Source organism: Gibbsiella dentisursi (assembly GCF_039539505.1).
Classification (GTDB): domain Bacteria; phylum Pseudomonadota; class Gammaproteobacteria; order Enterobacterales; family Enterobacteriaceae; genus Gibbsiella; species Gibbsiella quercinecans.
In genome coordinates, this window is sequence record NZ_BAABDG010000001.1 from 24,747 (window position 1) to 45,860 (window position 21,114).

The 21,114-nt window shown below is 57.5% G+C and carries 19 protein-coding genes and 1 pseudogene; 8 read left to right on the forward strand and 12 right to left on the reverse strand.

Features of this window, described 5'->3' with window-relative positions; translation table 11 throughout:
- Nucleotides 1–76: 76 nt before the first annotated feature.
- From ABFX35_RS00145 to cmoB, 3 genes are all read left to right on the forward strand, one after another.
- Nucleotides 77–472, forward strand: a complete 396-nt coding sequence (locus tag ABFX35_RS00145) for an MAPEG family protein (protein ID WP_121554594.1) — start codon at nt 77–79, stop codon at nt 470–472.
- Between the two features lie 317 nt (nt 473–789).
- A complete protein-coding gene (cmoA, locus tag ABFX35_RS00150) occupies nt 790–1,533 on the forward strand; it encodes a carboxy-S-adenosyl-L-methionine synthase CmoA (RefSeq protein WP_346078465.1) in 744 nt (247 codons plus the stop codon).
- Nucleotides 1,530–2,501 (forward strand): tRNA 5-methoxyuridine(34)/uridine 5-oxyacetic acid(34) synthase CmoB, encoded by a 972-nt coding sequence (cmoB, locus tag ABFX35_RS00155; protein WP_346078467.1) that lies wholly within the window; start codon nt 1,530–1,532, stop codon nt 2,499–2,501. The genes cmoA and cmoB overlap by 4 nt, the downstream gene beginning before the upstream one ends.
- 51 nt (nt 2,502–2,552) lie before the next feature.
- Here cmoB and cutC read toward each other — a convergent pair whose 3' ends face one another.
- Nucleotides 2,553–3,311, reverse strand: coding sequence for a copper homeostasis protein CutC (cutC, locus tag ABFX35_RS00160; protein ID WP_121525830.1), 759 nt, complete (start codon nt 3,309–3,311; stop codon nt 2,553–2,555).
- A gap of 106 nt (nt 3,312–3,417) precedes the next feature.
- Here cutC and ABFX35_RS00165 point away from each other — a divergent pair, with 106 nt between their 5' ends.
- On the forward strand, nt 3,418–4,566 hold the full coding sequence (locus ABFX35_RS00165) for a MalY/PatB family protein (protein ID WP_346078469.1): 1,149 nt from the start codon (nt 3,418–3,420) through the stop codon (nt 4,564–4,566).
- Here the strand turns inward: ABFX35_RS00165 and ABFX35_RS00170 are convergent.
- Nucleotides 4,563–5,126 carry a VOC family protein gene (locus ABFX35_RS00170; protein ID WP_346078471.1) on the reverse strand — a complete coding sequence of 188 codons (564 nt, stop codon included), beginning with the start codon at nt 5,124–5,126 and terminating at the stop codon, nt 4,563–4,565. The genes ABFX35_RS00165 and ABFX35_RS00170 overlap by 4 nt on opposite strands.
- An 867-nt stretch (nt 5,127–5,993) precedes the next feature.
- Here ABFX35_RS00170 and argS point away from each other — a divergent pair.
- Entirely contained in the window at nt 5,994–7,724 is a 1,731-nt protein-coding gene (gene argS, locus ABFX35_RS00175) for an arginine--tRNA ligase (RefSeq protein WP_346078473.1), read from the forward strand.
- 113 nt (nt 7,725–7,837) lie between these two features.
- Here argS and murJ read toward each other — a convergent pair whose 3' ends face one another.
- The 4 genes and pseudogenes from murJ to rimJ form a co-directional block, all read right to left on the reverse strand.
- Nucleotides 7,838–9,376, reverse strand: coding sequence for a murein biosynthesis integral membrane protein MurJ (gene murJ, locus ABFX35_RS00180; protein ID WP_346078475.1), 1,539 nt, complete (start codon nt 9,374–9,376; stop codon nt 7,838–7,840).
- 123 nt (nt 9,377–9,499) lie between these two features.
- Nucleotides 9,500–10,420: pseudogene (locus tag ABFX35_RS00185) on the reverse strand (Gfo/Idh/MocA family protein).
- On the reverse strand, nt 10,417–11,058 hold the full coding sequence (locus tag ABFX35_RS00190) for a YceH family protein (protein ID WP_279027745.1): 642 nt from the start codon (nt 11,056–11,058) through the stop codon (nt 10,417–10,419). The pseudogene ABFX35_RS00185 and the gene ABFX35_RS00190 overlap by 4 nt, the downstream one beginning before the upstream one ends.
- A gap of 8 nt (nt 11,059–11,066) precedes the next feature.
- Nucleotides 11,067–11,651: a ribosomal protein S5-alanine N-acetyltransferase gene (gene rimJ / locus ABFX35_RS00195; protein WP_279027772.1), complete on the reverse strand. Its 585-nt coding sequence runs from the start codon at nt 11,649–11,651 to the stop codon at nt 11,067–11,069.
- 318 nt (nt 11,652–11,969) lie between these two features.
- Here rimJ and mdtH point away from each other — a divergent pair, with 318 nt between their 5' ends.
- The 3 genes from mdtH to ABFX35_RS00210 all read left to right on the forward strand — a co-directional run bounded on the left by mdtH (nt 11,970) and on the right by ABFX35_RS00210 (nt 14,743).
- Nucleotides 11,970–13,175 (forward strand): multidrug efflux MFS transporter MdtH, encoded by a 1,206-nt coding sequence (gene mdtH / locus ABFX35_RS00200; RefSeq protein WP_279027747.1) that lies wholly within the window; start codon nt 11,970–11,972, stop codon nt 13,173–13,175.
- A gap of 159 nt (nt 13,176–13,334) precedes the next feature.
- Nucleotides 13,335–13,979, forward strand: coding sequence for a glutaredoxin 2 (grxB, locus tag ABFX35_RS00205; protein ID WP_279027749.1), 645 nt, complete (start codon nt 13,335–13,337; stop codon nt 13,977–13,979).
- A gap of 200 nt (nt 13,980–14,179) precedes the next feature.
- Nucleotides 14,180–14,743: a lipoprotein gene (locus ABFX35_RS00210; RefSeq protein ID WP_346078477.1), complete on the forward strand. Its 564-nt coding sequence runs from the start codon at nt 14,180–14,182 to the stop codon at nt 14,741–14,743.
- A 73-nt stretch (nt 14,744–14,816) separates the two neighbouring features.
- Here the strand turns inward: ABFX35_RS00210 and ABFX35_RS00215 are convergent, their stop codons facing one another.
- The 6 genes from ABFX35_RS00215 to ABFX35_RS00240 form a co-directional block, all read right to left on the reverse strand.
- Nucleotides 14,817–15,377: a TorD/DmsD family molecular chaperone gene (locus ABFX35_RS00215; RefSeq protein ID WP_346078479.1), complete on the reverse strand. Its 561-nt coding sequence runs from the start codon at nt 15,375–15,377 to the stop codon at nt 14,817–14,819.
- 43 nt (nt 15,378–15,420) lie between these two features.
- Nucleotides 15,421–16,158 (reverse strand): phosphatase, encoded by a 738-nt coding sequence (locus tag ABFX35_RS00220; protein WP_095844558.1) that lies wholly within the window; start codon nt 16,156–16,158, stop codon nt 15,421–15,423.
- Between the two features lie 99 nt (nt 16,159–16,257).
- On the reverse strand, nt 16,258–17,199 hold the full coding sequence (gene ghrA / locus ABFX35_RS00225) for a glyoxylate/hydroxypyruvate reductase GhrA (protein ID WP_346078482.1): 942 nt from the start codon (nt 17,197–17,199) through the stop codon (nt 16,258–16,260).
- A gap of 82 nt (nt 17,200–17,281) precedes the next feature.
- Nucleotides 17,282–18,055, reverse strand: coding sequence for a GntR family transcriptional regulator (locus ABFX35_RS00230; RefSeq protein ID WP_346078484.1), 774 nt, complete (start codon nt 18,053–18,055; stop codon nt 17,282–17,284).
- A gap of 139 nt (nt 18,056–18,194) precedes the next feature.
- On the reverse strand, nt 18,195–19,610 hold the full coding sequence (gene uxaC, locus ABFX35_RS00235; protein WP_346078486.1) for a glucuronate isomerase: 1,416 nt from the start codon (nt 19,608–19,610) through the stop codon (nt 18,195–18,197).
- 16 nt (nt 19,611–19,626) lie between these two features.
- Complete coding sequence (locus ABFX35_RS00240) at nt 19,627–21,093, reverse strand: fructuronate reductase (protein WP_346078488.1); 1,467 nt, start codon at nt 21,091–21,093, stop codon at nt 19,627–19,629.
- Nucleotides 21,094–21,114 lie beyond the last annotated feature (21 nt).

Below are 21,114 nucleotides of genomic sequence, written 5' to 3' on the forward strand. Positions count from 1 at the left end.
GTTTTTCCGCGCGACAGTTTCCAGAATGACGGCTATCATGCTCAGTGCCAGTTTTGGTTAGGGAATGGAGTTAGAAATGGTAAGCGCGCTTTATGTGGTGCTCGGCGCATTGTTGTTGATAAAACTCTCTTATAACGTAGTGAAACTCAGAATGCAGTACCGCGTGGCCTATGGCGACGGTGGCTTTTACGAACTGCAAACGGCTATCCGGGTGCACGGCAACGCGGTGGAATATATCCCGATTGCCGCCGTGCTGCTGGTGCTGATGGAAATGAACGGCGCGCAGGTCTGGATGGTTCACATTTGCGGCATACTGTTGATTGCCGGGCGGTTGCTCCACTACTACGGCCTGCAAAACCGGGAAATTCGCTGGCGCCGCTCGGGCATGGCCGCCACCTATCTTTCACTGGTGCTGATGGTGTTAGCCAACCTGTTCTATCTGCCCTGGGAACTGATTTTCACCCTGTATTAACCGGCCCTCGCCCGCCGGCTAATTTTCCCGGCCCGGCATAAAATTGACGGGGTATATACCCAAAATAATTCGAGTTGCAGGCAGGCGGCAACGCAGCAAATCGCCAGGAGCTTACTCCAGTAAGTGACTGGGGTGAGCGACAAATCTGCCGGGAGCAGATTTGAACGCTGCTGGCAGCGGCCCCATCGGGGCGAGTCCCAGGGATGGGCCGAGTAATAAAGCCAACACACCTGCAACTTGAAGTATGAAGGGTATACATGCTTACTGCGGTTATCTGCTAGAATATGCCCCCTCGAATTCTTATCTGATTTGCCGCTATGCCAAACCGCGATACCCTTTTTTCTGCGCCAATCGCCAAACTGGGCGACTGGACCTTTGACGAGCGCGTCGCTGAAGTCTTTCCCGACATGATTCAGCGCTCCGTTCCCGGCTACTCCAACATCATTTCCATGATTGGTATGTTGGCCGAACGTTTCGTACAGCCCGATAGCCAGGTCTATGATCTGGGGTGTTCACTCGGCGCCGCAACGCTGTCAATGCGCCGGAATATCCGGGTAACGGGGTGCAACATCATTGCCGTTGATAACTCGCCGGCGATGGTTGAACGCTGCCGTCGCCATATTGATGCCTTCCGCGCCGACACGCCGGTTGAGGTGGTTGAAGCCGATATTCTGGACATCGACATTCAAAACGCCTCCATGGTGGTGCTCAATTTTACCCTGCAATTCCTCGAACCGGCCGAACGCCTGCGTATCCTGCAGCAGATTTACCGCGGCCTGCGCCCAGGCGGCGCGCTGGTGCTGTCGGAAAAATTCAGTTTTGAAGACGCCAACGTCGGCGAACTGCTGTTCAACATGCATCACGATTTCAAGCGTGCTAACGGCTACAGCGAGCTGGAAATCAGCCAGAAGCGCAGCATGCTGGAAAACGTGATGCTGACCGATTCCGTGCAGGTGCATAAAGCGCGTTTGCAGCAGGCGGGCTTCCAGCATGCGGAAGTCTGGTTCCAGTGCTTCAACTTCGGTTCCCTGATCGCCCTGAAAGCGGAGGATGCGGTATGATTGAATTTGGCGATTTTTATCAGCACATCGCGAAAAGCCCGCTCAGCCACTGGCTGGATACCCTGCCGGCGCAGATAAGCAGTTGGCAGCGCGAATCGCTGCACGGCAAATTCAAACAGTGGTTTAACGCCGTTGAGCATCTGCCGGCCCTCACGCCCACGCAGTTGGATCTGCAAAACGGCGTGTGCGCCGCGCTGGAGCAGCCGCTGTCGGCCGGCCAGCGGGAAGGCATTGAGAACATGCTGCGTAACCTGATGCCTTGGCGCAAAGGGCCGTTTTCTCTGTACGGCATTGATATCGACACCGAATGGCATTCGGACTGGAAGTGGGATCGCGTGCTGCCGCACATTTCCCCACTGGTCGGCCGCACGATCCTGGACGTCGGCTGCGGCAGCGGCTACCACATGTGGCGCATGGTCGGCGCAGGCGCCCATTTGGTGGTGGGCATTGATCCCATGCAGCTATTTTTGTGCCAGTTCGAGGCGGTGCGCAAACTGTTGGGCGGCGATCAGCGCGCGCACCTGTTGCCGCTGGGCATTGAACAACTGCCGGAACTGGCGGCGTTTGACACCGTGTTCTCCATGGGCGTGCTCTACCACCGCCGTTCACCACTGGATCATCTCTACCAGTTGAAAAACCAGTTGGTGCATGACGGTGAGCTGGTGCTGGAAACGCTGGTGGTGGAAGGCGATCGCCATCAGGTGTTGGTACCGGGTGACCGCTATGCGCAGATGCGCAACGTGTACTTTATTCCGTCGACCGAAGCCCTGAAATCCTGGCTGGAGAAATGCGGGTTTGTTGATGTAAAAGTGGCGGATGTGTGCGTCACCAGCACGGAAGAACAGCGCCGCACCGGTTGGATGACCAGCGAATCGCTGGCGGATTTTCTCGATCCCGACGATCGCCGCAAAACCGTGGAAGGCTACCCGGCGCCGCTGCGCGCGGTGCTAGTGGCAAGAAAACCCTAGGCCTAATATGCAACGGCAGGTGAAACGCCTGCCGTTGCGTCGCCCTATTCGCTACAGGCTTTTTGCCAGCGGGTTGGCTTGCAACAGCGCGTCTTTCATCGCCGCCACCATATCCCCATCCACGCAATAGTGGCTGAACTCATCAAAATCGTTATCTGCACACATGGTGACCCCCGCTTTGCGATAACGCATAAACGAAGGGATGCTGTGCCCTGATGAGCTATGCAACTCCTGAATGCCGATATCAACAAACTTTTGCAGGTTGCTCAACCGCACCCCGGCACCGGCCATAATCACCGGCCGCTGGCTGGCGTAAACCAGATCGCGCAGCAGCGGCAGGCCAAGCTCGGCGTTTTGCTGTTGCCCAGAGGTCAGAATGCGCGCCACGCCAAGCTGCGTGAGTTGCTCAAGCGCCACCATCGGGTTTTGGCACATATCAAACGCGCGATGAAAGGTCACGGCCATCGGGCCGCACAGCGCCATTATTTCGCGCATGCGCGGCAAATCGATGTGCCCGTCCTGATCCAGAATGCCGAACACCACGCCGGGGAAGCCCATATCGCGGATCTGGGCGATATCGTATTTCATCACCTCAAAATCTTCCTCGCCGTAGCAAAAATCGCCGCCGCGCGGGCGCACAATCGGGTGCACCGGCACCTTAACCTGCGCTTTGGCCAGGCGCAATGCGCCATAGCTCGGCGTTAGCCCCCCTTCGCTCTGGCTGGCGCACAGTTCAATGCGATCGGCCCCCGCCTGTTCAGCCGTCAGCGCACACGCGACGCTATAGCAGCAAACTTCCAGTTTTATCATCATTACCTCCTCAATGACGGCCAAAATACAACGCAGTTGTTATCCGCAAGAATTCTCGCGTAGGCTCAAGATCTCACCCACTCATCCTGGGCTTAGGAGAAACACTATGGCATTCAATTTTGATCAACAGATAGACCGCAGTCACAGTGACAGCGTTAAATGGGATAAATATCATGGCCGCGATATTATTCCGCTGTGGGTGGCCGACACCGATTTTCGCTCGCCGCCGGCCGTGATTGCGGCGCTGCAACAGCGCGTCGCACACGGTGTATTTGGCTACGGCCACCCTTCGCCCGATCTGAGCGCGGTGTTTGTCCAGCGCATGGTAGAGCGATACGGTTGGCACATCAAACCGGAATGGCTGGTGTTTCTGCCGGGACTTATCAGCGGCCTGAACCTGAGTGTGCAGGCGTTCAGCGCGCCGGGGGAAGGCACACTGGCGCCCAACCCCATCTACCCGCCCTTTCGCAAAGCGGCGAAATTTTCCGGCCGCTCGCAGATTGCTATTCCGTTGACGCTGCGCCAGCGGCGCTGGGTGATGGATCTCACGGCCGCCGAAGCCCAGCTCACCGGCAAAGAACGGCTGTTGATGCTGTGCAATCCGCAAAACCCCGGCGGCACCGTTTACCGCCGCGATGAACTCTTGGCGCAACACGCCTTTGCCCAACGGCACAATCTGGTTGTCTGTTCCGATGAAATCCACTGTGATCTGCTGCTGGAGCCGGGCCTGCGCCATATTCCTTTCGCCAGCCTCAACGCCGACGCCGAACAGCGCAGCATCACATTAATGGCGCCGTCGAAAACCTTTAACATCGCCGGCTTAGGCGCAGCGATGGCGATTGTCCCCAATCCGGCATTGCGCCAGCGCTTCAACCGCCAACGCAGCGGCCTTGTGCCACCGGTGGACATATTGGCGCTGACCGCCGCCCATGCCGCCTACCGTGATGGCCAAGCCTGGCTGGATGAACTGCTGGACTATCTGCGGGCTAACCGCGATCGCGTTAGCCAACGGATCAACGCGATGCCCGGCTTGCAGTTGCAGCCGATAGAGGCCACCTATCTGGCCTGGTGCGATTGCAGCGGGCTGCCGGTAGAAAACCCACACGCGTTCTTTGAACAAGCCGGCGTGGGGCTCAGCCCCGGGCTGGAATTCGGCAACCGCCATTTTGTACGGCTCAACTTCGGTTGCCGGCGTGAACTGCTTGATAGCGCGCTCGATCGCATGGAGCAGGCAATTGCTGCGCTGGCGCCTTAACCGCGTTCGCTGGCGACCACCTCGCGAATAGAGTACGGATGGAATTTCAGGGTCACGCTGCCGTCGCTAATCGCCAGCGTCGGGTTGGCCAGGCGTTCCCCTTCCCCTTTTGGCGCACTGTATTTCAGCTTGATGCCGGGCGCCAGTAACGCCGCATCCGGCAAGTGTTGCAGCGCATTGGCGTATAACGCGGCCGGCTCGCCGCCGATCACCAGTTCGACATGTTCCCAGCCTTCATGGGGATAGCGCTTCTCACCGGGATACGGCAGCTCAACGCAATCGATCTGCCACGGCCCAATCTGCAACGGCGTCGCCAAATCAAACAGGCAAATCGGCCGCCCGTTAATCATGGCTTGCGATAACAGCGTGGCGCACTGCAGCAGCCCCTGATGCCAGCGTTCTGCGGTGGCATTCTGGTGGCAACGCACGGCGATGTGATCGGCGGTAAACAAAGACAAATCCAGATCGAGCTTGTCGGCAAATTGCGCCAGCGCCAGGGTAAAACGCGGTAAATCCAGCGCTAAATCATTCAGCTCTGCAACGGCTGATAAAGGGGCCATAACTCTCCCGATAGTAAACAAAAGACCATGGGCGCCTAATTTACCTGTTTACGCTGCGCGTATCCACGCGCAGCGCATGTTGCTGTGCCAGGATTTACGGCTTTGCGTTCTTTAATCCCACAAAAAATAAAGACACAACAAAAACGGCACTTTATTGAAACCGCCGGCGCCACGCCATTTTCATTCCAATTTTAAGATTTATCTCACCAGGAATACGTTAGGATATCAGGGATTGCTATCAACGCAGGAGGACCTATACCGGCGATATGTCACGTAAAAAATAACAGTTAACCGGCACTAATCGTCATTTAATAGCATAATATTAACTTTACGATAAAAAACGACCAAAAAACAAACTATATACCTGTTTTTATTGTATTTATTATTTACCCCTGATGAGACTTATCTTAAATGCGTTCCGGCTAATTGATTCAAAATTACTATTAGGCTACTTTGACGAAATGTTAAAAATACGGGATAGATAAACATGTTGCTCTTAACGATATGCTTAGTTCTGATCGTGGTCGCAAGCTATGCGATTTACCGGCATTTCAAAACGCGCCGCAATAACACGCTCAGTTCTGGCCGTCATAATAAAAAACACTAACGCGTATTTATTATTTTTAGTTAACCAACCGGCTGTCGGATTTTTAACAGGTTATCGTTCCTATCTATCACCGCCAAGGCCTTGGCATTTCCCTCTTCCTTCACCGCTTCCTGCGCGGCAACTACTGACGCGGCGCCGCAGATCAGTTACAATTATGCGCTGTTTTGTGGTTGGCCGCCGTTTCTCAACACGGCCAGTTAACCCGCATTGAATCCGGAGGGGCGCGCCAGCGTCCCTCGTTTGTCATTTAAGGTAACCCGGTGAATATTCAGGTTCTTCTTTCAGATAAAATCAGCCAGGCGCTGATTGCCGCAGGCGCGCCAGCCGATTGCGAAGCGCAGGTGCGCCAGTCCGCTAAGGCCCAGTTTGGTGATTATCAGGCAAACGGCGTGATGGCCGTGGCCAAAAAACTTGGCATGCCGCCGCGCCAATTGGCCGAAAAGGTCGTGCAACTGTTGGATCTTGGCGATATCGCCAGCAAAGTTGAAATTGCCGGCCCTGGCTTCATCAATATCTTTTTGAATAGCACATGGGTAGCTCAACAGGCCGAACGTATCCTGGCCGCACCGAAGCTTGGCATTACGCCGGTTGAACCGCAGACCATCGTGATCGACTACTCGGCGCCGAACGTGGCAAAAGAAATGCACGTCGGCCACCTGCGCTCCACCATCATTGGCGATGCTGCCGCCCGCACGCAGGAATTTCTCGGCCATAAAGTGATCCGCGCCAACCACGTCGGCGACTGGGGCACCCAGTTCGGCATGCTGATCGCCTATCTGGAAAAAATGCAAAACGAGAGCGCCAGCGATATGGAACTGGCGGATCTGGAACAGTTCTATCGCGAAGCCAAAAAACACTACGATGAAGACGCGGCCTTCGCGGAGCGTGCACGTGCCTATGTGGTAAAACTGCAGGGTGGCGATGACTACTGCCTGAAGATGTGGCGCAAGCTGGTGGACGTCACCATGGCGCAAAACCAGAAAACCTATAACCGCCTGAACGTCACGCTTACTGAAGATGACGTGATGGGCGAAAGCCTGTACAACGCGATGCTGCCGGGCATCGTCGCCGATCTGAAAGCCAAAGGGCTGGCGGTGGAAAGCGAAGGCGCCACCGTGGTATTCCTGGATGAATACAAAAACAAAGAAGGCGAACCGATGGGGGTCATCATCCAGAAAAAGGATGGCGGCTACCTGTACACCACCACCGATATCGCCTGCGCCAAATACCGCTACGAAACGCTGGGCGCCAATCGCGTGCTGTACTATATCGACTCACGCCAGCACCAGCACCTGATGCAGGCCTGGACCATCGTGCGCAAAGCCGGCTACGTGCCCGATTCCGTCTCGCTTGAGCACCATATGTTCGGCATGATGTTAGGCAAAGACGGTAAGCCGTTTAAAACCCGTTCCGGCGGCACCGTCAAGCTGGCCGATCTGCTGGATGAAGCCGTTGAGCGCGCCGGTAAGCTTATCGCCGAGAAGAACCCGGATTTGCCAGCGGAAGAACTGCAGCAGTTGATCAATGCGGTTGGCATCGGCGCAGTGAAATATGCCGATCTGTCAAAAAGCCGCACCACCGACTACATCTTCGACTGGGACAACATGCTGGCCTTTGAGGGCAATACCGCCCCTTACATGCAGTATGCCTATACCCGCGTGTCTTCGGTGTTCAAACGCGCCGGCCTGGAAGAAAGCGACCTCACCCTGCCGATGCAGTTGAGCGAAAATCGTGAAATCGCCCTGGCGACCCGCCTGCTGCAGTTTGAAGAAACCATCACCACCGTAGCGCGTGAAGGCACCCCGCACGTGATGTGCGCCTACCTGTACGATCTGGCCGGCCTGTTCTCCGGTTTCTATGAGGACTGCCAAATCCTTAATGCAGAAAGCGACGCCGTGCGCCAAAGCCGGCTGAAGCTGGCGCTGCTGACGGCGAAAACGCTGAAAACCGGCCTGGATACCTTGGGTATCGAAACCGTCGAGCGCATGTAACCGCCGGCCCTGCGGCCACCAGATGTTAAAAAGCCCCCTTACCGTTACCGATAAGGGGGCTTTTTTTAAGCCGCTATGCTAACCGCGGCGGGGGAATCCCTCCGCCCCGGCGCTCACTGCGCAACGCGGCGCGCGAAATCGCGCGGGCGGAACCCCAGCAGCCCGAGCACGCCGAAATACGCGACGATACCGGCAACCACCACTGCCGCCAGGCGCAACAGGCGCGCCAGCATCGAACCCTGATCCCAGGCCGGCATCACCCACATCAAGGCCACCAGCACCGCAGACATCACCAACACCGCGATCACCAGTTTGCCAAAGAACTTGCCCCAGCCCGGTTGTGGCTGAAAGATTTTCTGCTTGCGCAGTTGCCAATACAGCAGTGAGGCGTTCAAGCAGGCGGCCAGGCCGATGGACAACGACAAGCCCGCATGTTTCAGCGGGCCGATGAACGCCAGGTTCATCACCTGGGTCATGATTAACGTGACGATGGCAATCCTGACCGGCGTTCTGATGTCCTGGCGCGAATAAAAACCAGGCGCCAACACTTTCACCACGATCAGCCCTATCAAGCCCACCGAATAGGCTACCAGCGCGCGCTGGGTCATCGCGGCATCAAACGCGGTGAATTTGCCGTACTGGAACAGCGACACCGTCAGCGGTTTCGCCAGAATACCCAGCGCGATGGCGCTCGGCAACGCCAGCAGGAAGCACAGGCGCAGCCCCCAGTCCATCAGGCGCGAATACTCATCCTGGTTGCCGCTGGAAAAGCTTTTCGCCAGCGAAGGCAGCAGGATGGTGCCCAACGCCACGCCCAGCACGCCGGAGGGGAACTCCATCAGGCGATCGGCATAGTACATCCAGGAGACCGAGCCAGAGACCAGGAACGAGGCAAAGATGGTATTGATAATCAGGGAGATCTGGCTGACCGACACGCCCAGGATCGCCGGCCCCATCTGGCGCATAACCCGCCACACGCCGGCATCGCGCCATTTGACGCGCGGCAGCACCAGCATACCGATTTTCTTCAAATGCGGCAGTTGGTAGAACAGCTGTAACAGGCCACCGACCACCACCGCCCAGGCCAGCGCCATCACCGGCGGGTGGAAATACGGCGCGGCAAACAGCGCAAAACCAATCATGCTGACGTTCAGCAGAGTTGGCGCAAACGCCGGAATAGAAAAACGGTTCCAGGTATTGAGGATCGCCCCCACCAGCGAGGCCAGCGAGATCAACAGAATATAAGGGAAAGTCACGCGCAGCAGCGCCGAAGTCAGCGCGAACTTATCGGGCGTATCGGTAAAGCCCGGCGCGGTGACGTAGATAACCCAGGGCGCCGCCACCATGCCCAGCACGGTGACCAACGCCAGCACCAGCGTGAGCAGGCCGGAGACATAGGCAATGAAGGTGCGGGTCGCCTCTTCGCCCTGCTGGCTTTTATATTCAGCCAGGATCGGCACGAACGCCTGAGAGAATGCCCCTTCGGCAAAAATACGCCGCAGCAGATTGGGGAGTTTAAACGCCACAAAAAAGGCATCGGTTGCCATACCCGCGCCAAACACGCGCGCCACGATTGCATCGCGGGCAAAGCCCAGCACCCGTGAGAACATCGTCATGGAGCTTACGGCGGCCAGTGATTTTAATAGATTCATGTGGTTTTTCTGGTGAGTACTGAAATATCAACGCCTGCAAGCTGCAGGCGCCAGTGAAGGATGCCGAGTCAGTTTACGCATCTGCAAAAGAATAGCTACCGCCATATGTTACATAGGGTTGCCTTACACACCGGCTTCGCGCAACAGCGTTTCGACCACCCGCTGGGCCATCAACGCCTGCTCACCGCTGGTGTCCGGCGCCGTCTGGTTGCCGACCGCCGCAATAAAATGCTGGATGGCGCCGGTGAAACCGCGCTGCGCCAGCGTGCTTTGCCAACCTGGCGCCGGTTGCTCGGTAATACCCTGCTTATCCTCGCGCAGCCACTGGCGCATATCATTGATTTGATACAACGCGCCCTCGGTCACCGCCTGCACGCTTTCACGTTGGCTGCCTGCGCAGCGGTGCATACTGGTGGTCACCCACACTTCGCCGCACTGAAAATGGTGTTCGGCATACAGCATTTCACCGGCCTCGTTGGTGCGCAACGCCCCGCTTAGCCGTTTACCTTCATCCCCCGCCAGCCACAGCGCGGTATCGATCACATGCAGGTAATCATCCAGCAGGGTAAAACGCAGCTTTCCCGGGCCAACGCCGTCGGCCTGGTGTTTATCCATGCGGATAGCGGCCGGTGCCTGCATCTGCTGCTTTAGCTGCTGATACAGCGGCGCAAAACGGCGGTTAAAGCCGACCATCAGCGCTTTGCCACGCGCGGCGGCCAGCGCCAGCAACCGTTCGCCCTATTCGAGGGTTTCCGCCAGCGGTTTATCGACATACACATGCACGCCAAGATTCAGCAGTTCCTGCACGACGGGATAATGGCTGGCGGTACTGCTGTGCACAAATACGGCATCGCACTGCCGCGCCAGCGTATCCAGGCGCGGGAAGCACGCCATGCGATAGCTGTCGCACACCGCCTGCGCCTTATGCTGGTTAGGGGAAAACCCGCCGACCAGTTGCCAGTCCGCCGCCTGGCTAAGCACCGGCAGATAGGCCTTTTGCGCAATACCGCCCAGCCCAACCACACCAATGCGTAGCTTGCTCATGCCTCCCTCCGCGCCAACAGTTGCGCCAGTTGCTGCTTCAACGCCGCAACCTCGTCTTCCAGTTGGGCAACCCGCGCGCTTAATGTGCTATCGCCGCCGTCTTCCGCTGGCGGCGGCACATCGCTCGCCGCGCCGCTGAACAGGTGCATAAAACGGCTTTCCCGCTTGCCAGGCTCGCGCGCCAACCGCGCCACGAACGGCCCGTCTTCTCGCTCGGCCAGGGTGGACAATACTTGCTCAACTTCACCGACGTCGCTGAATTCATACATCCGGTTGGTGCGGGTGCGCAACTCGCCCGGCGTCTGCGGCCCGCGCAACAGCAGCGTTGCGATCACCGCCACTTCAGCCGGCGAAAGCTTGAGCTGGCCAAATTCGGAATTGCAAAAGCGCTGTTCATATTTCACCACCCGGTTGCCGAAACCGCTTAGCGTGCGCAGGAAGTGGCGCTTTAGCAACAGATCGATCACCTGCTGCACGTCCGTTTCAGCCATCTCCATCACCGGATCGCGGTTGGTTTTCTGGTTGCAGGCCAGCGTAATGGCATTCAACGACAGCGGGTACTGATCCGGTGTGGTGACCTGCTTTTCCAACAGGCAGCCGATAACCCGGGCTTCCGGGGCGCTCAGTTCATATTTCATATCAGCTCTCAGCGTGGCGGTAGCCACTCTTTATTGGTGTAGGCGGTCAAAACGTGATCCTGCCATTTACCGTCAATCAGCAGGTAATCCCTGGCATAGCCCTCGCGCTCGAAACCCAGGCGGGTGAGCAACGCACCGCTGCGCCGGTTATGCGGCATGTAGTTGGCCATAATGCGGTGCATACGCTGTTGGCGCAGCATGTAACGTATGGCGGCCTGCAAGGCTTCATGCATCAGGCCTTGCCCTTGCCACTTTTCCCCCAGCGAATAGCCAAGAAAGCAGGCGTAAAACGAGCCGCGCAATACATTGCTGAAGTTAGCCACGCCGCGCACTTCCTGTTCATCGGGATCCAACAAGATAAAGTAGTAGGCACTGCCCTGCTTTTGCATATCCGTAATCATACCCAGGCGCGCTTGCCAGCCGGAAGGATAGCAGTGGCTTTCATCACGCACCGGCTCCCAGGGCTTGAGGAAGGCGCGATTTTCCGCGTAATAATCGGCCAGGCGGTAGGCATCCCGTTCATGGACTAAACGGACAACCAGCCTGTCGGTGGCAAGGCGTACTTTTGGTGATGCAGAGCGGTAGCCAAACATCATTTCCCTCGTGGTCTGAGCGATTCATTTAAAGAAAGGGCGTGCCCATCGGCGCTTCACCTTGCCGGTGCGCGCAAGATGAAAATAAAGGATATCTTTAGGTAATATACCCACAGCCGCCCCCGCAGGTAAAACCCCCGGCGCTCAGGAAATCGCCATTCAGGCATTTTTCTTGATTTTTGTACATTTTCAGCGTGCTAGCCGCCGATTAAGCTAAAAAATATTCACCCAACTCCCCTAGCCGAACAAGGATATTGGGCGCAAAATAGCAGGATTAATCTCCCCCTTTCCTTCTTTTATTATTGCTCGTGGTGAAGCATGTCTTTGGTCTCGCAAGCGCGGCGCTTGGGTAAAGGCTTTTTATTACTCGATAACCTGTTAGTGGTTTTAGGCTTTTTTGTCGTCTTTCCGCTTATTTCAATTCGTTTTGTCGATCAGCTCGGCTGGGCGGCCCTGGTGGTCGGTATTGCGTTGGGGCTGCGCCAACTGGTGCAGCAGGGATTAGGGGTGTTTGGCGGCGCAATCGCCGATCGCTTCGGCGCAAAACCGATGATTGTAAGTGGGATGCTGCTGCGTGCCGCGGGCTTTGCCACCATGGCGATGGCGGATAAACCCTGGCTGCTGTGGGCATCCTGCCTGCTTTCCGCCCTTGGCGGTACGCTGTTTGATCCGCCGCGCACCGCACTGGTTATCAAGCTGGTGCGCCCACGCGAACGCAGCCGTTTTTATTCCCTGCTGATGATGCAAGACAGCGCAGGCGCCGTGGTTGGCGCTTTACTCGGCAGTTGGCTACTGCAGTATGACTTCCACTTCGTCTGTTGGGCCGGCGCAGGGCTTTTCGTGCTCGCCGCCGGTTGCAACGCCTGGCTGCTGCCGGCGTATCGCATATCTACCGTGCGCGCCCCGATGAAAGACGGCGTCATGCGCGTAGTGCGCGATCGCCGCTTCCTGACCTATGTGCTGACGCTAACCGGCTATTACATGCTGGCCGTGCAGGTGATGCTGATGCTGCCAATTGTGGTTAATGAAGTCAGTGGCTCCGCGGCAGCGGTGAAATGGATGTACGCCATCGAAGCCACGCTGTCGCTGACTTTGCTCTACCCGCTGGCGCGCTGGAGCGAAAAGCACTTCCGGCTGGAACAGCGGCTGATGGCAGGCCTGCTGTTGATGACGCTAAGCCTGTTGCCTATCGGGCTGGTGACCCATTTACAGGGGCTGTTTACCCTGATTTGTTGCTTCTATCTGGGTTCCATTATCGCCGAACCGGCGCGTGAAACCCTGAGTGCTTCGCTGGCAGACCCGCGTTCACGCGGCAGCTACATGGGTTTTAGCCGCCTGGGGCTGGCGCTTGGCGGGGCGCTGGGCTATGCCGGCGGCGGCTGGATGTATGATACCGGCCGCGCCCTGGCCATGCCGGAAATGCCCTGGCTGATGCTGGGGATCGTTGGTTTCGCCACGCTGGCGGCGCTTTACCGGCAGTTCACAGTGCGCTCGGCCGCGCCGGCGGTGCTGCGCGGCCATTAAGCCCGGCCCCGCCCGGAGCCAAATAACCCACTATAAAATATGTAATTACCACACAAAACCGCTATCATTAGTAGATTATCTGGCAGCAACATTGCTCAACCACTGCGCAATGCCATAGTAACCATTGCTGTTACCTCAGTTACAGGAAAGGGAGCAAATATGAAACTGTTTATTTATGACCATTGCCCATTTTGCGTGAAAGCGCGCATGATTTTTGGCTTAAAAAATTTGCCAGTCCGCCTGATTACCCTGCTGAACGACGATGAAACCACGCCAATTACCATGATCGGCAAAAAAATGGCGCCCATCCTGCAAAAGGACGATGGCACTTACATGCCGGAAAGCATGGACATCGTGCACTACGTCGATCGGCTTGACGGCAAACCGGTGCTGACCGGGCCAGGCAACCCGGCTATCGCCGATTGGCTGAATCAAACCGGCTACATCAATAAATTACTCTTGCCGCGCTTTGCCCATGCCGATTTCGAAGAGTTCGCCACCGACAGCGCGCGCCAATACTTCACCCATAAGAAACAGGCCGCCATTGGCGACTTCGAGGCGCATTTGGCCAACAGTGCTGATTTGATCGACCAGCTTGAAGCAGATTTACAGCGGCTTTCCCCGCTGATCGTTTCCGCCGAGGCGGTAAACGGCGAGCTGTCCGACGATGATATTCACCTGTTCCCCACCTTGCGTTCGTTGTCGATCGTCGCCGGCGTCACCCTGCCGGCCAATGTGGAAGCCTACCGTAACCGCATGGCTGAACGCAGCGACATTCCACTGCTGTTGGATATGGAACAATAATCACCACGATGGGCAACGGCGGGTGCCGCCGGCATTGCGCGTTGCCATCGCCTTCCCCCAGCGCCTGGTTTCAGCGTTTTCCGATAGGCTCCCGCCGCCATCTCACGCACGATCGTTCCCCCGACGGCCTGCCGTTTCGCCCGCGGGTGCCGCAGGGTATACTAAGCGGTTTTGTGCACCGACAGCTTGATGAGGCTTAAATGAAAAAGATTTGGATGGGCGTGGCAGCCCTGGTGTTCACCGGCGCCATCGCCGGTTGCAACCAACTGACCCAGTACACGCTCAGCGAGCAGGAAGTAAACGACTACCTGCAAAAGCATAACGATTACCAAAAACAGATTGGGGTGCCGGGGCTGGTGGATGCCAACATCGTGCTAACCCAGTTGCAAAGCCAGATCGGCCGCAGCGAGCCGGGCAAGGTTACGCTGTCTGGCAATGCCAAAGTGAACATTACGTCGATCCTCGGCCCGCAGGAAGCCGATCTGCAACTGTCGCTGAAGGCACAGCCGGTTTACGATCGTGAGCAAGGCGCGGTGTACCTGAAAGACATGGAGCTGACCGACTATAAAGTGCAGCCAGAAAAAATGGATACCGTAATGAAAGCATTAACGCCGTATCTGAACCAGTCATTGAAGAGCTATTTCAATCAGAAACCGGCCTATGTGCTAAACCCGGAAAACAGCAAAACCGAAGCGCTGGCAAGAAAACTGGCGAAGGGGCTGGAAGTGAAACCGGGTGAATTGGTGATCCCTTTTACCGACTAACTCACCGTTTGCCCCGCGACCACCAGCGGGGCAACGCCAAACGGGCGCGCTGTTGCGCCCGATGTTCACATGCTTACTCTTCGCCCTGCTGATACTCCGCCAGTTCATCACGCATCGCCTGCAACGCGGCGCGCGTGATTTCGGCCAGCGTACGGTAAAAACCGCTGTTGGCGTGCGATTCCACCTTGCCGAGAAAACGGCCGCACCACGGCAACAGGTATTCATCAAACAAGGTTATCTGCGCCAGCGTTTCGTCTTCCTGAGATTGGTCCTCCAGCCAAGAGGCGGCCAACAGCAGCAGGCCAAAATGGTCCACCGGCGATGGCGCCAGCGGCATGCCGCGCTGCTGTAAAAAAGCCCTGACCGGCGCTTCGTCTGCCCCTTCGACATAGGCGGAGCGGAATGGCGGCACGCTGCATTCACTGCCCACGAACAGGGCGTTGAAATCCGCAGCCAGCAGTGGCGGCTCACAGTCTTGCTGCAAACGCGCCAGCAGGGCGTCTTGTTCCAATGGCCAGTTCTGCTGCAGCTTGCCCTCTTTAATCAGGGTGAACAGCGGAACCAGCAAAGGATCCTGCGGCTGGCGGTAAAACAGCGTCCCCAATACGCGGCAGACGATGGAAAATTCATTCATAATAGCGGCCTATTCAATAACGTAAAAAATTTGCGTGACGATGTCACAAATCCGCCAGTTCCGCAATTGCCGGTTTGCCGCGCTGCTCAAGAAAATTTAACAGGCGGCGAGGGCTGACGTTCAAAATACGCGCCTGCGGGAATCCTACCTCATCGATAACGCGCTCGCACTCCGCGAAGTTGCCCAATGAAAAGGCAATGTGCGAATCAGAGCCCAATGACAGCCAGCCGCCGGCATCGCGCACGGCAGCGGCGATCGCCCGGCAATTGGGCCCGCTGCCCTTGCGCGAATGGGTGAAAGACGAGTTGTTCAGCTCCAGCGCCACATTGTATTTGGCGGCGGCGGCTGCCACTTCGGCAATGTCGATCGGATAACGGGGGTTGCCGGGGTGGCTTATGATATGCACGTTGCCCTGGGCCATGGTGGCGATCATCGCCTGGGTATTGGCCGCCTTATCCTGCGGCGCCAATACCGGCTCATGAAAGCCGGCAATGATCAGATCCAGCTCATTGAGCATCGGGCCGGTGCAGTCGATATCCCCTTCCAGGTTTTTGATGTTGGCTTCAATGCCGCGCAGGATGCCCACGCCATCCACCAGGCGCGGCCATACCCGCATATTCATAAAGTGCCAATAATGCGGCGCATCCGCCATATCCGGGCCGTGATCGGTGATGGCAAACAGCGCGATCCCTTTGCGTTTGGCTTCGGCAATATAGTCATGCAACGTACTGTAGGCATGGGTGCTGGCGACGGTATGCATATGTAAATCAACGGGGTACATGGGCTCTCCTGTTTAATTACCCGCGGTGCATCGCGGACCGGGGCTACCGGGCTTTAGCGTCAAAAACGGTGACCGGGCGCGATGCAAAAAATGAACTCATCAGTAGCCACGCAGACGGTCAACCCTGCCTGCCGGCGCCTCCCCGGCTTCAAGCGCCCGAATGGCGGCCACAATCTGATCCATTGCCGGCTCCGGCAATGTCATGGCGGCAATATGCGGGGTTAGCGTGACACGCGGATGACGCCAAAACGGATGCTGCGCCGGCAATGGCTCGGTGACAAAAACATCCAGCACCGCCGCCGTGATCTGCCCGGATGCCAACGCAGACAGTAAATCGTCTTCCACCAGATGGCCACCGCGGGCGATGTTAATCAGGTAGGCGCCCGGGGCCAGTTGGGAAAATAGCGCATTATTCAGGATGCCGGCCGTGTGCGGCGTGTTGGGCAACAGATTGATCAGCAACTTCACGCCGTGCAGGAAGGCCGCTCGCTGTTCTTCGCCCGCATAGCTTGCCACTCCCGCAATCTGCTTGGGGCTGCGGCTCCAACAGCGCACGTTAAAACCCAATGCCGCCAATGCCTGCGCAACGCGTTTACCCAACACGCCCGCCCCCAGTATCCCCACGGTAAAATCAGCGTAGGTATGGGGCGCCAGCGGTTGCCAGCACCCCAGCTGTTGCTGCAGTTGGTATTCATCGAAGCGCCGGAAATAGCGCAGCGCATAGCTCAACACATACTCCTGCATCTGCTGCGCCATGCCGGTATCCTCAAGCCGAAACAGCGGCACACCCTCCGGCAGCAGGCCAGGGTTTTCCCGCTCTTGCTGCAAAATGGCGTCAACCCCGGCGCCTAACGAAAAAATGCCTTTCAACTGCGGCTGGCCCGCCAGCATGTCGAACGGCGGCCGCCACACCAGCGCATAGTCGGCCGGGCGCCGATCGCCGGGCAGCCATTGGCGCACGTTAGCCTGCGGCAAACGCCGGGTTAAGCCGGCAAACCAGATATCGGGATCGGTGGTGCGATCGTAGAAAATGATGTCCATAACCAGAGTCTCTGCGCGTCAAATGCCTTTAAGCCTTCCCTGATTTCAGCGCCAATGCAAGTACATTCACACCGGCCCGGCGTCAGTCAGCACCCGCGTTGCTAAGCGGCCAGGACTCGAACAGGTAACCATCGAAGTTGATGTCGTCGACGTCAGAAAACTCCAGCAGGCGATTTTTCACGTTTTCCAGGTGCTGCCACATGGCCAGTTTGGCGGCACCAGGATCTTTTTTCACCAGGGCAGAGAGAATGTGCTTGTGATCGGTCAACCATTCCTTGCGGTAATCGTTGTTGATCAGGCGGCTGTGCAGTTGCATCCACATCGGATTATTTTCGCGCCATGTCCAGGAATGCTTGAAAAGCTCCACCATCAGGCTGTTATGCGTCGCCTCGGCAATCGCCAGGTGGAACTGCATATCGCCGCTTTCCTTGCCATTGTGCGCCAGCTCATACTCTTCAACCTGGAGCGCCTGACGCATTTTGATGATATCTTCCCGCGTGGCCTGCAACGCGGCAAACTCCGCAATATTGCTTTCAAGCAGTTGGCGCGCCTGGAGCATTTCAAACGGGCCGGCATTATTGCTCTGCGCGTCGAGCGCTGCGCCGGGCGCGTGCTCAAGCGGGTTCTTCAGCAGGAAAATGCCCGCCCCGCGTTTGACTTCAATCAGCCCTTCTATTTCCAGCATGATCAGTGCCTCACGCACCACGGTACGTGAAACGTTCAACGTCTCCGCCAACTCCCGCTCCGGCGGCAAGCGCTGGCCGATGCGATACTGCTGTTGCGAAATCATTGAACGCAGTATGCCCCCGACCTCCTGATAAGGCCGCTGGAGCGCCGCTGCGGGTTGCGTGGTCATAGGCTGTATTTTCATCGTTGCTTTGCGCTGGGGCCGGCAGTGAAAAAAGTGGTGCAATTATGGCACGATTGGTCTGCCAATTACAGGCGCACGGCCAGATTACGCCCACTGTCCCTGTGGGCGTGTGCACGTCTGGCGGTTAACCGGCGGGGGCAAAATAACGCGCCGCGTTGTTGAAGCAAACATTCTGAATCAGTTCGCCCAGCATCGCGCTATCGTCGGGGATCTCCCCCTCTTCCACCCACTGCCCAACCAGGTTGCAAAGGATGCGGCGGAAATATTCATGCCGAGTATAAGAAAGGAAGCTGCGTGAATCCGTCAGCATACCGACAAACAGGCTCAACAGCCCCATCTGCGACAGCTGTTCCAATTGGCGCAGCATGCCGTCTTTCTGATCGTTAAACCACCAGCCGGAGCCGAACTGCACCTTGCCGGCAACGCCTTCGCCCTGGAAGTTGCCCACCATCGTCGCCAGCACTTCGTTGTCGCGGGGGTTCAGGCAGTAGAGAATGGTTTTCGGCAGCTCATCCGTAACGTCCAGGCTGTCGAGCAGGCGCGCCAGCGGCCAGGCAATCGTACCGTCGCCAATCGAATCAAAACCGCTGTCCGGCCCCAACCGCCGGAACATGCGCGTGTTGTTGTTGCGGATCGCCCCGATGTGCAGTTGCATTACCCAGCCGCGGGCAGCGTACTGGCGCCCCAGCCACACCAATACGGCGGTGGTAAACTGTGCGATTTCATCCTCATTCAAGCTCGCGCCGCCAAGGCGCTTGGCCAGAATCGCATCCAGGCGACTATCGTCCGGCACCGGCGCGAAACGCAATTGTTCAATGCCATGATCGGCCGCCCGGCAGCCATGCGCCGTGAAGTGATCCAGGCGCTTGAGCAACGCGGCGCGCAAATCCTCAAACCGGCTGATGGCGATATCCGCCGCCTGCTCCAATCTGTGGATATAGTCGGCAAAGCCATCCAGTTCGATTTTAAACACTTTGTCCGGCCGCCAACTGGGCAAAACCTCAATATCAAACTGGCTATCAGCGGCGATCTGGCGGTGATAATCGAGCGAATCAACCGGATCGTCCGTGGTGCCCACCATGCGCACATTCATTTGCCGCATGATGCCGCGCGCAGAGAACGCCGGCTCCGCCAGCCGTTCGTTGCACTGATGCCAGATGCGATCGGCCGTTTGCGGCCCGAACAGGGTATCGGTAATGCCGAACGGCCGCCGCAGCTCCAGGTGCGTCCAGTGATACAGCGGGTTGCCCAGCGTCATCGGCACCGTATTCGCCCAAGCGATGTATTTTTCATAATCGCTGGTTGCGTTGCCGGTAATCAGGGCTTCAGCCACACCGGCAGCGCGCAGTGCCCGCCATTTGTAGTGATCGCCGGCCAGCCAGATTTGCGCCAGGTTGTCGAAGCGGCGATCTTCAGCAATCTCCTGCGGGCTTAGATGGCAGTGATAGTCATAAATCGGCATGCCTGCCGCGATGTCGTGATACAACGCGCGGCCGGTGGCGTTTTTCAGCAGGAAGTCTTCTGTCATAAACCGTGCCATAACCTGTTCCTCGCGTTTAAAGGGCTTCAACGGCGGCACGCGCGCCGTCGCGCAATAACCGCTGATAGGCATCGGTGATTGCAGAGACAACCTCTTGGTTCTGCGATAAATCAGTACCGAAGATGCCTTCGATGGCCAGCAACGCCTTTACCCGCGCCGCCGGTTCAGCCTGCTGTTGATAAATGCGCTGATATTCACCCGCCAGAGGATCGACCACATCAATGGCCGCGCCCTGCTCGTCCACGCCCCCGACATAACGCATCCAGGCGGCCACGCCCAGGATCAAATGCCGATAGCCGCCGCCGTTCGCCAAATGGATACGCAACGGATCCAGCATGCGCTGCGGCAGTTTTTGGCTGCCGTCCATCGCGATCTGCCAGGTGCGGTGCCGCAGCGCCGGGTTGCTGAAACGCTCAATCAACAGATGGGCGTATTTAACCAGGTCGGTGCCTTCCGGCATGGCGAGCGTCGGGGCCTGCTCATTAAGCATCAAGGCCAGCGCGGCCTTGCGATACGCCGGGTTTGTCATAGTTTCCGCGATGGTTTCGTAACCCCCCAGGTAACCCAGATAGGCCAGGAACGAGTGGCTGCCGTTGAGCATTCGCAGCTTCATCATTTCGAACGGCACCACATCTTCGACAAACTGGGCGCCGACCTTGTCCCAGGCCGGCCGGCCATTGACGAAGTTGTCTTCAATCACCCACTGGCGGAACGGCTCACAGGCGATAGCACAGGGATCGTAAACGCCCAACTGGCCGGCGATGGTTTGCAAGGCTTGCTCCGTGGCCGCCGGCACGATGCGATCGACCATGGTGCAGGGGAAGCTTACCTGTTGCTCAATCCAGGCGGCCAACGCCGGATCGCGCGCCTGCGCCAGCCCCAGCACGGCGGCGCGCGCCACGTGCCCGTTTTCGCGCACGTTGTCGCACGACATCACGGTAAACGCTTTTTCCCCTTTCAGGCGGCGAATATTCAGGGCTTCGACAATGTAGCCGATGGCGGATTTCGGTGTGGCAGGTTGACTCAGATCGTGTTGAATCAGCGGGTTGGCCAGATCCAACTGACCATTCGCCGCGTTGGTGCAGTAGCCTTTCTCGGTCACGGTTAAGGAAACGATGGCGGTTTCCGGGCGCGCCATCGCCTGCAGGATCCCTGCGCAACCATCGAATTCCGGATGCAGCGCTTCTTTCATGGAACCGATGATTTTCAATTCCGTGCTCTTTTCGCCGCATTCGGCCACGGTATACAGCAGCGCTTGCGCCTTCAGGTTGGCGATCAGCGTGGCATCGTTGCCCGGCATCAGGTTCACTTCACAAATGCCCCAATCGCTGTCGGAACTTTCCAACAAATGGTGGGTGAACAACGCCTGATGAGCGCGATGGAACGCGCCGCACCCCAGATGAACAATGCGCGCCACCAGCCGCGATTTATCCCACCCAGGGCGGGCGACGGAAACCGGGCTATTGGCAAGATTTTTTTCCATGACGGACTCCTTTAAGTCCGC

Bases quoted from the DNA above. Each gene is read 5' to 3' on its own strand.
- uxaC (WP_346078486.1), bottom strand. From the start codon at position 19,610: ATGGCACGGTTTATGACAGAAGACTTCCTGCTGAAAAACGCCACCGGC.
- ABFX35_RS00230 (WP_346078484.1), bottom strand. From the start codon at position 18,055: ATGACCACGCAACCCGCAGCGGCGCTCCAGCGGCCTTATCAGGAGGTC.
- ABFX35_RS00210 (WP_346078477.1), top strand. From the start codon at position 14,180: ATGAAAAAGATTTGGATGGGCGTGGCAGCCCTGGTGTTCACCGGCGCC.
- ABFX35_RS00240 (WP_346078488.1), bottom strand. From the start codon at position 21,093: ATGGAAAAAAATCTTGCCAATAGCCCGGTTTCCGTCGCCCGCCCTGGG.
- ABFX35_RS00165 (WP_346078469.1), top strand. From the start codon at position 3,418: ATGGCATTCAATTTTGATCAACAGATAGACCGCAGTCACAGTGACAGC.
- murJ (WP_346078475.1), bottom strand. From the start codon at position 9,376: ATGAATCTATTAAAATCACTGGCCGCCGTAAGCTCCATGACGATGTTC.
- rimJ (WP_279027772.1), bottom strand. From the start codon at position 11,651: ATGTTTGGCTACCGCTCTGCATCACCAAAAGTACGCCTTGCCACCGAC.
- ghrA (WP_346078482.1), bottom strand. From the start codon at position 17,199: ATGGACATCATTTTCTACGATCGCACCACCGATCCCGATATCTGGTTT.
- grxB (WP_279027749.1), top strand. From the start codon at position 13,335: ATGAAACTGTTTATTTATGACCATTGCCCATTTTGCGTGAAAGCGCGC.
- mdtH (WP_279027747.1), top strand. From the start codon at position 11,970: ATGTCTTTGGTCTCGCAAGCGCGGCGCTTGGGTAAAGGCTTTTTATTA.
- cutC (WP_121525830.1), bottom strand. From the start codon at position 3,311: ATGATAAAACTGGAAGTTTGCTGCTATAGCGTCGCGTGTGCGCTGACG.
- cmoA (WP_346078465.1), top strand. From the start codon at position 790: ATGCCAAACCGCGATACCCTTTTTTCTGCGCCAATCGCCAAACTGGGC.
- ABFX35_RS00145 (WP_121554594.1), top strand. From the start codon at position 77: ATGGTAAGCGCGCTTTATGTGGTGCTCGGCGCATTGTTGTTGATAAAA.
- ABFX35_RS00220 (WP_095844558.1), bottom strand. From the start codon at position 16,158: ATGTACCCCGTTGATTTACATATGCATACCGTCGCCAGCACCCATGCC.
- ABFX35_RS00170 (WP_346078471.1), bottom strand. From the start codon at position 5,126: ATGGCCCCTTTATCAGCCGTTGCAGAGCTGAATGATTTAGCGCTGGAT.
- ABFX35_RS00215 (WP_346078479.1), bottom strand. From the start codon at position 15,377: ATGAATGAATTTTCCATCGTCTGCCGCGTATTGGGGACGCTGTTTTAC.
- ABFX35_RS00190 (WP_279027745.1), bottom strand. From the start codon at position 11,058: ATGAAATATGAACTGAGCGCCCCGGAAGCCCGGGTTATCGGCTGCCTG.
- cmoB (WP_346078467.1), top strand. From the start codon at position 1,530: ATGATTGAATTTGGCGATTTTTATCAGCACATCGCGAAAAGCCCGCTC.